The organism is Treponema pectinovorum, from assembly GCF_900497595.1.
GTDB classification, from domain to species: Bacteria; Spirochaetota; Spirochaetia; order Treponematales; family Treponemataceae; genus Treponema_D; species Treponema_D pectinovorum.
In genome coordinates this window covers 1-16313 of record NZ_UFQO01000001.1, presented here as the reverse complement: position 1 = coordinate 16313, position 16313 = coordinate 1, and the positions used below count along the sequence as shown (strand labels likewise).

Annotated in this window: 15 protein-coding genes; 8 read left to right on the top strand and 7 right to left on the bottom strand. The window is 36.5% G+C overall.

Annotation, left to right across the window (positions count from 1 at the left end; translation table 11 throughout):
- Complete coding sequence (locus FXX65_RS00075) at positions 1-1026, bottom strand: tetratricopeptide repeat protein (RefSeq protein ID WP_187116178.1); 1026 nt, start codon at positions 1024-1026, stop codon at positions 1-3.
- Entirely contained in the window at positions 1026-1661 is a 636-nt protein-coding gene (rpe, locus tag FXX65_RS00070) for a ribulose-phosphate 3-epimerase (RefSeq protein ID WP_147614561.1), read from the bottom strand. The genes FXX65_RS00075 and rpe overlap by 1 nt, the downstream gene beginning before the upstream one ends.
- Positions 1662-1842: 181 nt before the next feature.
- Here rpe and FXX65_RS00065 point away from each other — a divergent pair, with 181 nt between their 5' ends.
- The gene (locus FXX65_RS00065) at positions 1843-2781 is read left to right on the top strand and encodes a tetratricopeptide repeat protein (RefSeq protein ID WP_147612697.1); all 939 of its coding nucleotides are present in this window, start codon (positions 1843-1845) and stop codon (positions 2779-2781) included.
- A 90-nt stretch (positions 2782-2871) separates the two neighbouring features.
- Positions 2872-5598: a transcription elongation factor GreA gene (gene greA, locus FXX65_RS00060; protein ID WP_147612698.1), complete on the top strand. Its 2727-nt coding sequence runs from the start codon at positions 2872-2874 to the stop codon at positions 5596-5598.
- A 154-nt stretch (positions 5599-5752) separates the two neighbouring features.
- Here greA and FXX65_RS00055 read toward each other — a convergent pair whose 3' ends face one another.
- Positions 5753-6997 (bottom strand): pyridoxal phosphate-dependent aminotransferase, encoded by a 1245-nt coding sequence (locus tag FXX65_RS00055; protein ID WP_147614560.1) that lies wholly within the window; start codon positions 6995-6997, stop codon positions 5753-5755.
- Between the two features lie 149 nt (positions 6998-7146).
- Here FXX65_RS00055 and FXX65_RS00050 point away from each other — a divergent pair, with 149 nt between their 5' ends.
- Positions 7147-8214 carry a PTS transporter subunit IIC gene (locus FXX65_RS00050; protein WP_222704203.1) on the top strand — a complete coding sequence of 356 codons (1068 nt, stop codon included), beginning with the start codon at positions 7147-7149 and terminating at the stop codon, positions 8212-8214.
- Between the two features lie 137 nt (positions 8215-8351).
- Complete coding sequence (locus tag FXX65_RS00045) at positions 8352-9290, top strand: MBL fold metallo-hydrolase (protein WP_147614558.1); 939 nt, start codon at positions 8352-8354, stop codon at positions 9288-9290.
- A gap of 183 nt (positions 9291-9473) precedes the next feature.
- Here FXX65_RS00045 and FXX65_RS00040 read toward each other — a convergent pair whose 3' ends face one another.
- The 4 genes from FXX65_RS00040 to deoC all read right to left on the bottom strand — a co-directional run bounded on the left by FXX65_RS00040 (position 9474) and on the right by deoC (position 13500).
- Positions 9474-9869 (bottom strand): hypothetical protein, encoded by a 396-nt coding sequence (locus FXX65_RS00040; protein WP_147614557.1) that lies wholly within the window; start codon positions 9867-9869, stop codon positions 9474-9476.
- Positions 9870-9904: 35 nt separating this feature from the next.
- A complete protein-coding gene (locus tag FXX65_RS00035) occupies positions 9905-12367 on the bottom strand; it encodes a clostripain-related cysteine peptidase (RefSeq protein WP_147614556.1) in 2463 nt (820 codons plus the stop codon).
- A 255-nt stretch (positions 12368-12622) separates the two neighbouring features.
- The gene (gene rd, locus FXX65_RS00030) at positions 12623-12784 is read right to left on the bottom strand and encodes a rubredoxin (protein ID WP_147612704.1); all 162 of its coding nucleotides are present in this window, start codon (positions 12782-12784) and stop codon (positions 12623-12625) included.
- Positions 12785-12813: 29 nt separating this feature from the next.
- Positions 12814-13500: a deoxyribose-phosphate aldolase gene (gene deoC, locus FXX65_RS00025; RefSeq protein ID WP_147614555.1), complete on the bottom strand. Its 687-nt coding sequence runs from the start codon at positions 13498-13500 to the stop codon at positions 12814-12816.
- A gap of 129 nt (positions 13501-13629) precedes the next feature.
- On the opposite strand from deoC, the gene FXX65_RS00020 reads away from it, so the two are divergent.
- The 4 genes from FXX65_RS00020 to FXX65_RS00005 form a co-directional block, all read left to right on the top strand.
- Positions 13630-13803: a 4Fe-4S binding protein gene (locus tag FXX65_RS00020; protein WP_147612706.1), complete on the top strand. Its 174-nt coding sequence runs from the start codon at positions 13630-13632 to the stop codon at positions 13801-13803.
- A gap of 85 nt (positions 13804-13888) precedes the next feature.
- Positions 13889-14302, top strand: coding sequence for a hypothetical protein (locus tag FXX65_RS00015; protein ID WP_147612707.1), 414 nt, complete (start codon positions 13889-13891; stop codon positions 14300-14302).
- Positions 14280-15251, top strand: a complete 972-nt coding sequence (locus tag FXX65_RS00010) for a M23 family metallopeptidase (protein ID WP_147614554.1) — start codon at positions 14280-14282, stop codon at positions 15249-15251. Before FXX65_RS00015 ends, FXX65_RS00010 begins: the two co-directional genes overlap by 23 nt.
- Positions 15252-15471: 220 nt before the next feature.
- A partial coding sequence (locus tag FXX65_RS00005) for a hypothetical protein (RefSeq protein ID WP_147614553.1) occupies positions 15472-16313 on the top strand: 842 nt, incomplete at its 3' end.

The window sequence follows — 16313 nt, the reverse complement described above, 5'->3', positions numbered from 1 at the left end:
TCACCTCTTATTTGACTTTTGCTCATCAAGAAGATATTGAAGATAAGATGCCTTTTTCTTTAATGCTTCAACTGCAGGATCTGCAATTACAGAAGGATAAGATGGATTGTAGACTGAAGGAGATTTTTCGTTTGTTACATCTTTATCGTTTTGAGATTTTATTTTAGATTCTGAAATGAACGCATCTTTTTCATTCTGCAAAGCAGTATTTTGAGAGACAAGATTTTTATTTTCTTCTAAAAGCCTTGTATTTTCTTCATTTTTAGATAGAAGTTCTTCTTCAAGTTCTTTTATCTTTAACTGCGCATCAGAAAGAGATTTTTTTAAGCCTAAGTTATCTTGCGTTTTAAAAATTTTTAATTGCCTCTCGTAATCTTCTCTCGTAGCAAGATTTTCTTCGCTAGTAACTTTTAAAAGATACAAGAGTTTTTCTTCTCGTTCCCGTTGAGCAATCATCTCGACCCTGTAGCGAGCATCCGAAGCCTTAGAATCATCAGGAAAATCATAAATTATCCTTTCGTAAAGAGCGCGAGAAGAGTCAAAATTGTATTCGGCATAAAAGCATTCTGCAATCCAATACAAAGCAGATGCGTAAAGTTCTGAATTTTGATTTTGATGGCAAAAATCGCTTAAAACCAAAACGGCTTCTTCGTTGCGGCCAAGAAAATGGAGAGCTTTTCCTCTATAAAAATGAATGTAAGATGCATATTTGCTAGAATTGAATTTTTCAAGGAAAAGATTGCAATCGTCCAAACCAGAAGAATAATCTCCAGAATTTATTTCGCTCATTATAAGAAGATAAAGAGTTTCATCGTTAAATCCGATGTCAGACGAAACCGCTTTTCTGAGAAACAAAATTGCAGAAATCCAGTCGCCTTTTCGAAAAGCGTCAAAACCTTTTTCCTGCTCTAAATTATATTTTTGTGAAAAAAGACAAAGGCTAATCGAAAAAAAAAGCACAGTTGCCGACAAAGTTATTTTACAACAAAAAAATGATGACATCGCGGAGTTAATTCGTTTTTTCATCATAAAACCTCCCAATTAAGAGCGCCATTAAAAAATGCAGCCCCAGAAACTACAACGTCTGCTCCTGCTTCTAAAACGCTTTGAACATTCTGTTCGTTTATTCCGCCGTCTACAGAAATTAGATAATTGTATTTTTTTTCTTTTCTCATTGAATCCAAAAGACAAACTTTTTCAAGGCAATAAGGAATAAATTTTTGCCCGCCAAAACCAGGATTTACGCTCATAACCAAAACCAAATCCACAAGAGGAAGCACATTTTCTATTGCACTTATAGGAGTTGAAGGAACAACTGAAATTCCAGCTTTTTTCCCAAGTTGATGAATGCGAGATATAAGCCTATCTATATGCACTGTCGCTTCTTGATGAAAAGTTATCCAGTCTGCACCAGATTCTGCAAAAGATTCTACACACTCTTCTGGGCGTTCAACCATAAGATGAACATCGAAAGGAAGTGAAGTTAATTTTTTTATAGATTTTATCACTGGCTGCCCGTATGAAATTTGTGGAACAAAATGCCCATCCATTACATCTATGTGTATAAAACCTGCTTTTTTTTCTTCGCAAAATTTTATCGCTTTTGACAAATCCGAAAAATCCGCAGAGAGCAACGATGGAGATAAAATTTTATCCTTCATATCTCCACAATATTAACAAAACATACGGATAAAAACAACAACATATTTATTTCAAAAATTAACAGAAAAAACTATTGACAGATTTTATTAAGTAAAGTATAAACTTTATCCCATTTTTTCTAAAATTTATCAACTTTTATTGACTTCTCACCTTTAATTTTGATATAATCCAAAATATGCTATGAGTAATCAGTCGGAAGAAGGATTAAAAAAGGCTTATTCACTGCTTGAAGAAGGCAAGGCAGAAGATGCAAAATCGATTCTGGCAAGCACATTGGAATTTAATCTCGAAAACGCAGAGATTGACTTTGCAATATGGACTTGCTCTTATTGGATTGATTTTATCAGGAAATCTGAAAATCTTGAGCCTTACGAAAGAGGAGAAAATCTTATTCTTCAATGGAAATCCTTTGAAGAGGCACTGAATAGAAAAAAAAAGATCTATGCAAGAACAATTTTTTCTATCCAAACTGGTGTTTTTACGCTGGCTTTAAAAAGTTATTCTTTAGTTCCTAACGAAAGCCAAAAACTTCCTATGCAAAAAGCAAATTTGCTTTTAAAACAAGGAATTTGCAATAAAAAACTGGGAAAGTACGATGTGGCAAGAACGGAACTTACAGAAGCTAACAAACTTTCAGGCGATTCTGCTCAGATAATAGCAGAAATGGCGGATTGTTTTGCACTTTGTGGAATGGAAAATGAGGCTAAAGTTCTTTTTAGGGAAGCTTTTTTTATTGATGCAAAAAAAATCGATTTGGCTCTTCTCGACTGTGAACTTATAAAATGCCTTATAAATCGCGTTCGTAAGGAACAAGGCTATTCTGGAGCAGAACTCCAATTTTGGATTCCAGTTTATGCAGTTTTGTACGGAGTGTTCAATATAAAAAGGGAACTTAGGAGTACGGAATTTTTTAATTTGCGGCAGGATATATACGAGATTGAAAACGAAATAAAAAATCCTGCAAACAATGAAAAACAACTAAAACCTAAACTCATATATATGTATTTTAGGCTGATAGATTATTATGCGCAAAAAAATCAGACAGGAAAAGAGATAAGCGATATTTTGCTTAAACTTAAAATCCTCGATAAGGATGTATACGAGTTATACATAAAATAAAAATTTAAACGGCAGAGGTTTTTAAGGCTTAAGCAACTGCTCGTTTTATATAAAAGTGGCTACGAGCCAAAGAACATACAGGAGTAAAACATGTCCGCAGAAATCGTTACAAAAGTTCAAGAAATGCTCAAAGAAGAAACTTGGACTAGGGCTGCCATCAGCAACTACACAAAGAACAATCTTATTGAATTGTCCGAAATCGTAGAAAAAGCAAAAGCAGAAAATTGTGCTGATGAAATAAAATCAATCTGTGACGAACAACTTTCGCATTCAAAAGAAAGCATAATCGCCCTTTATATTTCAGGAATGTTTAGCTTAAAGCAGGGAAAACTCGACAACTCATATCTCGTAGGACTTGTAGACATCTTTCAGAAAAACCACAAAGAACCAATCGTAACCTACCTTTGCGAAACAATCCTCGATATTGATCCAAACAATAAATTTGCATTGCGCACTTTGGCAGATATCTATCGCAGCGCAAATGATCCAAAAGCGTGGGAAATATACGAAAAAATCGTAAAAAGCGACATAGAAGAAGCAGAAATTGCAAAAATTCTTGCAGAACACTATGAAGCAGAAGGCGATTTAAAAAATGCGATAGCATATTACAAAAAGTCACTATTGCGTTTTGTAAACATAAACAATATGACCGCTGTAAAAGAAGTTTGGTCAAAACTTGTTTACTTAATTCCAGAAGAAATCGACTTTTTTCTTTTGGTGCAGAGAAAAGTTGAAAAGAGCATAAGCCAAGAAAAAAGTGCTCTACTTTTGCACGACCTCTATCCTTATTACAAAGACAATGCTCCAAAAGATTCTAAAAAATGGGATACTGCAATCCAGATTTTAAAAATCATCCTTACGATTGATCCTAAAGACAGTTGGGCAAGAAACGAAATTGCAACTTGTTTCCAAGGCAAACACTCTGACAATGCGCACGTCGAAGAATATATCCGTGCATCAAACCTTACACAGAGTTTTCGCAACGTATTTGAAGCGATTAACGACTTTGAAAAACACATCGCTTTTGGCATAAGAAACTTTGTTTATCATCGCACTTGGAGCGTAGGTATAATAACAAAAGTAGAAAACGACACTTTAACGATAAACTTTGGCAAAAAAACAGGCGTAAAGCAGATGTCTTTGAAGATGGCCGTTAGCGCTTTGCAGCCACTTGCTTCGGATCACATTTGGGTATTAAAAGCGACAAAGGCAAAATCAGATTTGTTAAAGATTTTTAAAGAACCAAAGGATAAATCCGACGCTCTTAAAATCATAATCAAATCTTTTGGAAACAGCTGCGATTTTAAACGCATAAAGGCAGAATTAGTTCCTTCAATCTTAACGCCTGGCGAATGGACCAGCTGGAACAGCGCAGCAAAAAAAGCGCTTGAAACAAACCCAATCTTTGGGGTTAATCCAAACAACATAAATGAATACGTGGTTAGAGATGCCAAAATTTCGACGGAAGAAAAACTCAACAACGAATTTAAAGCGCAGAAAAACTTTATGCCACGCGTAGACGTATTTATGAAATTCTTAAACGACGAAGAAGCAGACAAAGACAGCGAAATGTTTGCAGAAATGTATTCTTACTTTAAAGGATTTTTAAAAGCTTTCTCTCAGGTAAACGAACAGGTAGTCGCTTCGTATCTCGTTGTTCAGAAGGTAAGTTCTGAAATTCCTGCTTTAGCGTTTAAACCTTCATTCTCTTTTGCAGAGCTCTATTCAGAAATTCAAAATCCAAGAGAGATGTACACACTTCTTAAAGACACAAAAAATACGACTTTGCAGGAAGACTTTTTAACAGCAATAAAAATGCTTCCAGACTGGACAGATAAATACATTGAATTATTCCCTACAGTTTTAAGCAAAAAGATGCTCAAAGATTTAATCGATGCTGGCGAAACAGAAAAAATCCAAAAACTCGTCGTAAAAGCATTCGACAACTTTAAAGATTATAGAGGCGCAGTTCTCTTCTTCTTTGAAGAATGCCGAAACGATGAATGGTTTAAGGAAGCTGGAGTTTCTTACCAAAAGCAGTTGATAACGATAATAAACTTGATTGAGCAAACTTACAGAGAAATCGAAAACCATGTAGACACTACTGAAAACAAAAAATTAAACAAGAATGCAAAAAAACTTGTCTTTGGCGAAAAAGACGAAAAAAATGTTTATGCAGACTTTATGCTTGCAAGCGACACAGAAACAATGACACATCTCTACACTCTCGTAGACGACATTGCATTCCTTGAGCCTTCTTACAAACAGACTTTAAGAAATAGAATTCTAGAAAAATATCCGTCTTACAAATTCCGTGCAAAAGAAGAAAAATCTCTTGCACCAAAAGGAATGCTCGTAACAAAGGCAAAACTCGACGAAAAGAAAGCGCTCGAAGCAAAAATGACAACCGTAGATATTCCAGAAATTGCAAGAGAAGTTGCAGAAGCAAAGGAAAAAGGCGACTTAAAAGAAAATGCCGAATACATAGCTGCAAAAGAAGCTCAGCATAAGTTGAACAACGACCTAAAACGACTCCAAGGCGAATTAAGCCGCGCAGTGATTTTTGACCCAACAACAGCGACAACATCGATGATTTCTTTTGGAACAGAAGTTACTCTAACAAACAACAACACTGGCAAAGATGAAAAGTATGTAATAATGGGACCTTGGGAATCTGACCCGGACGCAGGAATAATCTCTTACATGTCGCCATTTGGAAACGCAATTTTGGATTCAAAAGTTGGCGAAAAACTTGAGTTTACGATAAACGAAAACAAAAACAGTTACACTGTAAAAGAAATAAAACTTGCAAAATAAGCGGCAGTGATAGCAAGGGTGAGCGAAAGCGAAAACAAACGCAACGGCAAATCAATCTAGGCCGTTGCGTTTGGTCGTAGCCGTAAGGCGAAGCCCTGAATAGCACGTTTTTTGCGAAACGCAAGTGGAGCAAAAAGCCGCCCAAATAAAATTCTTATTTTTTTAAAATCTTTTCGATAGCACGCACGAGATGGGTATTTTCTTCGTGATTTTTTATTGAAACTCTATACCAACTAGAATCCATGCCGTAAAAATCTGAACAACCGCGAATAACGATCTTAAAAGTTCCAAGCGCCTGACAAAGCGGTGCTCGAAACGGATTCGGAGAATCTTCTTCAGCCAAGTCCATTGAAACTTCATTTACGAGCGACTGTTTTTTAGGTCCGTTGTGGCCTTTTTTTTCTTTTTCGTGTACATAACTGCCTGCAAAATCCAAGGCAATTTTTTGATGAGTTTCGCTTAATTGAATCAGGATATAATTTCCTTCGCCGTTTAAAACTTTTATTCCCAAATTTTCAAAAACTCTAGAAAGATATGTCCTCTCCTCTTCCACGAGTTTTCGCATCTGCTTGTGCCAGCTGTCGCTTTCTATTTCTGACTTTATAACAGCGACTCCTGTAACTTGTGCATCGGTGCTTATTGTCCAAGGACGCATAGCGTTTACAAGCGGATTGTAAATTTGTGAACTAAAGCAAAGCGCATAGCCAAGTCGTAATCCAGCCATTCCGTAGAATTTTGTAAATGCGTTTAGGATTATCAAATGAGGAAATTCATCTGTTCGTTTTATCAAAGCGCGCACATTGTCTTCTGCCAATTTTGAAAACTGACAAAAACACGAATCCAAAACAAAAACCGTGTTCCACTGCTCGCAGAGTTTTGCAATTCGTTCAATCATTTCAAACGGAAGGACGTTCCCTGCTGGATTTGAAGGACTTGCCATAAACATCAGAGGAACTCCGCCAGAAAGGATTTTTTCAAGGCGTTTAAAATCTTCTTCTGTAAACTTAAATTCGTTTTTTTCGTGCAGGGTAAGGTGCAGGATTTTTTCTTCATCGCAAGCCATCAACAAAGCGTTTTCGTATTCTGAAAAAGCAGGCTCTACTATCAAATTAAATGCAGTTCCTGAAACATTTTTTCCAAAAACCATCGAAATCAGTTGTGTTAAATCCGCCGCTCCTGAACCGCAAAGAATGGGACCATCAAATTCCCAATATTTTGCAAGAACTTCTTTTAATTCGCTGCAAGCAGGGTCTGGATAAGATGCTAAAATTCCAGGATCTAAAGACAATGCCAAAAGCGCTCTTGAAGCGGCTTTGTGAACACCCAACGGACTTGTATTTGCAGAAAAATCTAAATAATCATCAAGCCTTCTTGAATTTGTGCCACCGTGAAAAAACATGCTGTTATTATAACACTTTCACACAGCAAATTGCAATTAACATCTTTTTTTGATAGATTAAACCATTCAGATGTTACGTTTGGGATGACCTTTAGGCATCAGCAAGTATATCAATGACAACATATATTCTCTTTTTTTTGGAGGACGTTATGAATAAATACGTCAGACGGTATCTTATTGATGCAATGAGCGGAATGGCTCAAGGATTGTTCGCTTCTCTTTTAATCGGAACAATCATAAAAACTCTTGGACAGCAAATTTTAAAACTTGGCGAAAATACGATTGCAAGTTTTCTTGTTGAAGCAGGAAATTTTGCAACCGATGCGCACGTGGTTGGTGCTGCGATGGCAGTTGGAATCGGCTATGCGATGAAAGAACCTGCTCTCGTTCTTTTTTCTCTTGCCTGCGTAGGAAGTGCGGCAAATATCTGTGGCGGAGCAGGAGGTCCTTTAGCGGTTTTAGTTGTTGCAGTAGTTGCGGCAGAACTTGGAAATTTGGTAAGCAAAAAGACAAAAGTTGACATCATCGTAACTCCACTCGTAACAATTCTTTCTGGAGTTTTAATAACTTTTCTTACAGCAAAATACATAGGAATGATAGCGAGTTCCTTCGGCAACTTAATAATATGGGCGACGACTTTGCGTCCTTTTTTGATGGGAATGCTGATTTCGCTCATCGTTGGAATTCTTTTAACTCTTCCGGTGAGTTCTGCTGCGGTATGTGCAGCGCTCGGTCTTACAGGGCTTGCAGGTGGAGCGGCAGTTGCTGGATGCTGTGCACAGATGGTTGGTTTTGCGTTTCTAAGTTTTAAGGAAAACCGCTGGCAAGGGCTTTTAAGTCAAGGATTGGGAACAAGCATGCTACAGATGCCAAATATAATAAAAAATCCAAAAATATGGCTTCCTGCCTGCTTAACATCTTTGATAACAGGCCCGCTTTCAACTTGTTTTTTTAAAATGGAAATGAACGGAGCGTCTGTAAGTGCAGGAATGGGAACCTGCGGTCTTGTAGGGCAAATCGGCGTAATCTCTGGCTGGTATAATCCTTCAAAAGTTGCGATTGAGCACGGCTTAACTGCAATTCAACCGAGCGTTTTCAACTGGCTCGGGCTGATTTTTATATGCTTTGTTCTTCCAGCAATTTTAAGCCTTGCCTTTGGCTTTGTATTCAGAAAAATCGGCTGGATAAAAGACGGCGACCTTGCGTTAAGCAAATAGTTTTATAATTTTAATAATCTGTTTTATAATTATGTTGATTATTTTGCTCAAATTGGAATTTCAATACCTAAAGTCAAAACAAAAAAAATGAATGCAAGAGCAAAAATACAAAATCTCATAAATAAAACGGAAGCACAATGGAAGGAAAAACTAAATCTTTAGAAAAACTTACACAGCACATTTTCATTCTGCCGTTGGCAACAAACATAGGCGTGATTGCAATCCCTCAAAAAGATTCAAGCACAAATGTTTATTTAATAGACAGCGGCGAAGGTGAAAATCACGCAAAGTCCATAATAAAATCTTTAGAAGCAAGTTTTTCCTCTCCAAAAATCAAACTGATAATCAATACTCACTCGCATGCAGACCACTGCGGCGGAAATATCTTTTTAAAAGAAAAAACAGGTTGTCAAATTTGGGCAAGCACTGGCGAAGGGGCAATAATGCAATGTCCAGAAATTGAAACCGGTTTAATTTGGGGCGGAATGCCTGTAAAAGAATTAAAAACGCCTTATTTTGAAGCAAAAAGGTGTCGAGTAGACCGCAGTTTTAAAAATGACGAAGAATTTTCGCTTGAAAATCTCATATCCGTAAAATCTATTTCACTAAAAGGGCATTATATAGACCAAACAGGTTTTTTGCTTTGCGATACAGACAACAAGAAAGTACTTTTTGCAGGCGATGCATTGAGCGGAAGAAATGTCATAAAACGCTACTGGATACAATATCTTTTTAACGAAAGCCTGACAAAACAATCGCTGATGAATCTCTTGCAAATACAGGCCGATTTTTACATTCCAGGTCATGGGCAGAGCGTTACACAAATAGAAGGTCTTGTAGAACTAAATCTAATCGCACTGCTTGAAACAGAAAACATGATACTCGACGAGTTAAAAACGCCAAAAACTTTTGAGCAAATCTTAAAAGCTGTGGCAGACAGAAATTCCATAGACTTAAGATTGAGCCAATACGCACTGATCGGCTGCACCCTTCGCTCATATTTAAGCGCCCTCTGCGACGAACAAAAAATCGCTTACGAAATAAAAGACAACCTAATGTTTTGGAAAAAGGTTTAAAAGATTAAGGGGGGAAGTCTCCCCCTCGCTACCAAGTCCTCGTCGCTTTGCTCCTGTGGTCTTGTCCGCTACCCCCTCCAGCGGGGACACCCCGCAACGCCCCGATTAGAAGGCACAAGCAAAATGCAGAATTTTCCCCATCAGAAAAAATAGCAAAGCCGTTTTACAACTTTTAACTTACATTCATCTTTCAATTTTTAAAAGCGTCATTTTTTTTGACCAGGTGCTTTTTGACTCGGTTAAAATGCCTGTAAGGATTACAGTTTTTCCGTCGAGTTCCCTGCATTGTTCTTCCAAATCTTCTGGAATTTCAACTACAAAGGAAACTCTGTTTTTTCCATCTGGATTTTCAACAAGCACACAGGGATTTCCATAAGCAAAAAGCCCCGTAACTGTAATTTGAGAACCTTCATCCTTCTCTTTTAAAAACGAGTGGTCTGATATTTGCTGCAAACTTCCACCATTTACAGCAAAACCGTTTGCACTTTGTAAATCAAAACTTTGTGATGCAGACTGTTCAACTTTATTTTCCTGCACTCCAGTTTTTTTTGCAGAAGCACAGGAAAAAATTACTAACACTGATAGCCCCCAAAGAGTACAAACAATCAGCTTTTTCAATTTGATTCTCCAAATTCATGGAACCAGTCGTACAAAAGTTGTCCCCATTTACAGTCATTACCAAAGGCAAGTTCAGTTTTATACCAAGAAGGATATTTCTCTTGTGCAGGATAAGCTTTTCCACCGCTTGTAGTAATTTCGACAGAACCACCGCTTATAGTAAGCCCAGATATTGTATTCGATCCTTCATACAAAGAGTTTCCCTTAAAGCCGTCTCTCCATGCATAAACATTCGCGGATTTTAAAGCTGCAAGTACACCATCTGCAGCAGTGTTTAAGTCTGCCCATGCGTTAGGATTAGCAGACCCGTCTGCAAGATTCGCATCAGATAAACTATTTGCATTAAGGAAAAGGTATCCGCTGTCATAAAGCCAGGTAAAAGTTCCAAGATAACTAAACATGTTACCGTCATAAGAGGCATTCAATTCTCTAAGGGCTTCCCAGTAGGTTACAGGTCGTGTATTTGAAGATGAAGTTATGGTATATAATTTTTTTACAGTATCGTAGTACAAGCCTTTGAATTCTTTTGTTTTGGCATCCGTAATTACAACATTTGCAAAAGCATCTATAGCGATTTTTACCGCTTCCAATTTTGAGAGATCTACAAGGGTCAAAGTAGAACATTTTGAATTTAATATTGACATTGTAAATTTATTTTGAGCTGTTGGATTTGATGTATCTATGCCAAAGTTGGAAGCTAAAGCAGAACTATTGTCGCTCATCCATGTATCCCAGACAGAATCTTTAATCGCATAATCTTCTTTGTATTTTGCAATAATGGATTGTCCAACGCTTTCCATAGTCGCATCAGTCGTAAAACTTTTGATTACGGTTATATAGTCAAGTCCTCTTCCAGGCTCGTTGTTAGGAGAAGCTAAAAAGTATTTTGCATAATCTTTTAACTGATATGCTTCTTCTATAGAACCTCCAAGACAGACATCTTCAATAATCATGGAAAGTTTACCAGAAGAATAACCGCAGTCTTCCAGCACGCTGGAAACGTCGCTCGTCTTTAAGAAAGTATTTCCGCTAGAGTCTTCGTCCCAGCACATAGATCTCCTGCCACTAATTCCTGGACGCTCGTAAGTCATGCCGTTTTCAAGAGTTATTGTATTTGCAACATAAGAGCGAGGCCCGCCACCATGGTTTGAAAACTGCAAGATAACATCTGTTGCTTCATAGCGTGCTTTAACCCATTCCAAAAAGTTTTTGAGCGTATCTTTGGAAGACATATCAACTTCGCCATTTGCAAGCCAAGGATTCGAAGTTCCACTTTCTGCGGTGTAACTTAAATCTTTCGTTTTTGAAGAAAGCACACAACCACTTGAAGATGTATAAGTTGTATTAAAAGAAGAATCTGTGCCGAGTTCGTATATAAACGATCCACTGTGTTTTAACTGCGGATTTTCTGTTGAATTGCCCCTCCAGCCGTCCCAAAGAGCAACGACATTAACGCTTTTATAGTTGGACTCTGGAGTTCCATCAAGTTTTCGAATTTGATAAAGACCGTATTCAACTTCATTCATATCAAGATATATCGCATCGTTTAAGTTGTTATCGCCGTCCATATACATAATCATCAATACATCAGAAGTCTTTTTGGTGATTTTCGGAGTCGCTTTTACAGGCTCACTTTCCTTTTCTTCAGAAGAAGAGTTAATCGCTTTTACCTTAAAGGTGTATTCAGCTCCGTTTTCAAGACCTTTTATATCACATTTATTAGAATAAACCGTTTTTATTTTTGAAGAAGTTATGTCAGAAAATTTATAGTAAGTAACTTCATATCTAAAAGCAGCATAAACTTCATCCCAGCTAAGGCTCACCATAGAATCCTGTACTGAAGCAACAAGATTTTCAGGAGAATCAAAAAATTTTACATCGAAATCTTTAGAAGCACTTTCTTCACCGTTAGTTACAGTAACGGTGTAAGTTGCTTTCTCATTCGTATTAAAAGGTTCAAATTTAAAATAAGAATAATAATCCCATCCTGAATAATATTCATCAAATGTCAATTGCAAAGGCTTTGTTTCGCTTTCGCCCTTCTTTAAATAAGTTGCAGAAATCTCGGAGCAGTCGACTTTCTTTATGTTTTTTGCATATCCATTATCAAGTCTTATAGTACCGTTTTTTAATTCCTTGATAAAACTAATTTTTACGTTCCATTTTGCATTCAACTCAAAGGAAGAAGTTACTGGAGTTTTAAAATCATAAGGCGTTTTATAGTCGTCTTTGTACCAATAAGAAAAATAGCAATCTGTTCTTTCTGGTGTTGGAAGTATAGAACTCAAGTATTCGCCACTTTTTACTTTTACCGATTTAATTGGAGTTCCTCCAGCTGTGTCAAAGGTTACAGTGCAATAACCATCGTCATCATCTGCTGCGTCCGCACACGAAACAAATATTACAGACATAGCAACAAGCAAAATGAAGCTTGCGAGTTTCATAAACTTTTTAAACATATTTCCTCCATTGTTTTAAAGATTTTGAAAACTAAACATAAATGAAATTTCACATTATCTTTTTTGTGAAAAACTTAACTTTATAACTGTATTTTATAATGCCATTTAAACAAAAGTATAGTCGTAATTGCCAGATTTTCCCAAAATTTTAAATTTTTCTTTATATTTATAAAGATTTAGTTATTTTTTTTATACGAAGCACCCATAAAAAAGGGCGCCCGCACATCGCAGAACGCCCATTTTTCTTTACAAAAACTATTCAACTTCTTTGAACATATCTTTTCCTACACCACAAACCGGGCAAACCCAGTCATCTGGTAAGTCTTCAAAAGCTGTTCCTGCTGGAATTCCTGAATCAGGGTCTCCTACGGCAGGATCATAGATATGACCACAGATTGTGCATTCGTATTTTTTCATACGTACCTCCTAGATGTTTGCGAAATTTATTAAACTTCGCTGATTATTTTTATTCCGGCTGAACAACCAAGCCTTGTCGCACCGGCATTTATCATTTGTAAAGCATCCTCCAAAGAGCGAATTCCACCGCTAGCTTTTACGCCCATATCGTTGCCAACTGTTTCTCTCATAAGTTTTACGGCATGGACGCTCGCTCCAGAAGTTGCAAATCCTGTAGAAGTCTTTACAAAATCCGCACCTGCTTTTTTTGCCTGCAAACAACATTCAACTATTTCGTTATCTGTAAGGTAGCAAGTTTCAAGAATCACCTTTACAACAATTTTTTTATTGCTTCCTGTATCAATATCATCAACTGCACAGCGTACTGCATAAATTTCTTCAAAAACGTCTTCCCATAAACCGTCTTTTACGCAGCCTAAATTTACGACCATATCAACTTCGTCTGCACCTTCGCTCACACACATGGCCGCCTGGCTTGCTTTATCATCTATAGAAGATGAACCCAAAGGAAACGAAATTACAGTGCATACTTTGACATCGCTTCCTTCCAATTGTTCTGCTACAAATGGAACATAATAGGGATTTACACAGCAACTGCAAAATCCGTATAGCTTTGCTTCGTCACACAATTTTTTTATATCGTCTTTCGTTGCACAGGCAGAAAGTTGAGTGTGGTCAATCATAGATGCCAGTTCTTTTTTACTGATTTTATCCATACGATGATTAGATTATCACGGTAACCTCAATTAGCCTATGCTAAATCGTACAGAAGATTGGGATTTTTTCTTGTTCTCGAAATTTTTATGTGATACAGTTATATAAGAAAGAGTTATAGGAGGTACACTATGGCTTATAAAATCGATTCTACTGCATGTGTAAACTGCGGTACTTGTGAACCTGACTGCCCAGTTCAGGCAATCAGCGAAAATGACGGACATCGTGAAATTGAATCTGCAAAATGCGTTAGCTGTGGCACCTGCGCAAGCGAATGCCCTACTTCTGCAATTTCAGAAGAATAATTTTACGAAAAACAGTCAATCAGTCAGAAATCTGCATAGGCTAAAGACCCTTGCAGATTTTTTTTTGTCCGTTTATATTAGCCCTATGCTAAAAAAAATTATAAAAGGTTATGCAGAAATTTTATCTTCCATTTCAAAAGTGATAATACTCTTAGCGCTGTGCCTCGGAATTGGACTCGCTTTTGTGTATCCGCTCTGGTATTTTGCAACAAATTTTCCGCACACATACACATTTTTTCTTTTAGCAATCGCGGTTGTTTTCATTTTTATTTGGGCTTTAAAAAAAATAAAACGAGTTGGTTTAAGCGCATCCTTGTTTTTTTTGGCGAAAATTTTGCTCATCGCTTTTAGCGCTACAATCTTCGTTATTTTAGTTTTTAATGGCAAAAGATTTTTAACGATTCCGCTCGTAATAGCGAGCCTTTTAATCTACGGTTTTTTATCTTTAAATTCGAAAAATCATTTACGAAAATCAAATGAAGAGCCAGTTGAAGAATAGGTTTTTATTTTTTTTTATAATATTTTTCAATTTTTTTTTAACTGCCCAAGCAAGTGATGAAATACATAAGAATGATATTTTTAAAATCGAAACCCAAAAAATCGCTTTTATAGAAAATCCGTCTTCAAAAAATCTTATCTTTCGACAATTTTTAGAAGACGCTTCGTTCAACAATAAAATTTTACCAGAAAATCTTTCTCAAAAAACTCAAAATGAAGATGATTTCATCCTTTCGTTTTACAAAATCAAAGTGCCAGAAAATATGGATTTTATTTGGTTTTCTTCGAGAGTAAGTCCAGTTTACAAAGATACGATTTCAACTTTAAACAGACTTTCATCGGCAGACGCAGACATAGCAGGAAAAATCTTACTAGTTCCGTCTTTTTCGGGACTTTTTATTCCTGAAAAACCAAAATCTCCTTGGGAGCAGCTTCTTTACAAGGAATTTATAACGGACGGCTCTTTAAGGAATACAAAAGTTTTTGTTATCGATGGAGAAAAATTTTATTTTTTACAGAAAAAACGACTTTCTCCCACAATGTCGTTATTTTTTTTAGACACAAATATGGTTTCTCCTCTAAAATCCAGCGTTTTAACAAGCGATTTTGGATACAGAATAAGTCCAATTTCTGGCAAGTGGAAATTTCATTCAGGAATTGACCTTGCCTCGCCTGAAGGAGCAGATGTTTTTGCCTGCAAAAGCGGTGAAATAAGCCAGACAGGTTTTAACCTTACCTATGGCAACTACATAATAATCACACATTACAATTCCATGACAAGCGTTTATGCTCACCTTTCAAAAATTTTAGTAGAAAAGGGGCAAAAGATTAACGCAGGTTCTTTAATCGGCAAAGTAGGAAGCACAGGAGCAAGCACAGGTTCTCACCTTCATTTTGAACTTAGAAAAAACGGAAGCCCGACAAATCCTGGTAAGTTGATAAACTTTTAAATATCTCCTACCTTGTCAATTATTTTAAGAAAATTTTAAATTTCTTCTAACTTCTTAGTGTACATAAAAATACTGTTCAACTATAATATGTAGTGAATTCCACTGTGTAAAAAATATGAAAACTATTTTTTTTAATTGCAAAAAAAAATTAATATTTTTTCTCTTTTTGATTTGCTTTGCAGTCTCTGCAGAAAATTTTCGTGTCGCAAAACTGCATTTAATGGAAATTTCTTTACAAAATAAAGAAGCAAGCACAACGAGCGGAATTTTTGATGCGATTTTCATAAAACTGCCTTCCGATAAAACTTTTATAACAGGAATCGAAGTGAACATAAAAGTTCCTCAATCTGTTGCAACCTGGAGAGATACGGTTGCCTACATACTTTACAAAGATGTTTCTCCATATCCATCAGAAAAAAACATCGATTATTCGGCAACTAGAATTTCGATAAATACGATTCCAGGAAGATTGAACCACAGTTTTTACATCCCAATAAGTTCAAAATTCAATGTAAAAGAAAGCCCTTACGCAAAAATCCTTGAAAATTTTAGCGTTGATTCTTCTGACGGCATATTTTTAAGGTTCATCCTCGCTATGAAAGGCGCTCCAGAAGAACTTGAAACTGCAAAACTTGAAATAACTGCAAAACCTGTTTTAAGCAACGAGGGATATTTTTCGCTTTTAATCGATAAGGCACAGGACAAAAAAGAAAATTACAGCGTATACATAGACGACACGCTGACTCAGGAACCTTTTTCAAATTTAATTTTAAAAACAGGCGAACATCACCTTTCTGTAACAAGCGAAGCGTATAGAAATGAAGTGCGTTCGTTTTTTGTAGAACAGGCAAAAAAAACTCAGTTAAAACTTACATTGCGCGGAATAGAGCCTGTTGTAAAAATCATTTCTCCTGAAAATTCAAAAGTTTTTTTTGACGGGCAAATGCTTACAAGTTTAAAAGAGCCGTTTACAGTTTTACAAGGAAATCACGTAGTAAAATTTATAATTGGCGATTATGAAATAACAAAAACCTTAAACGCTATAAATGGACGCTCCTACAC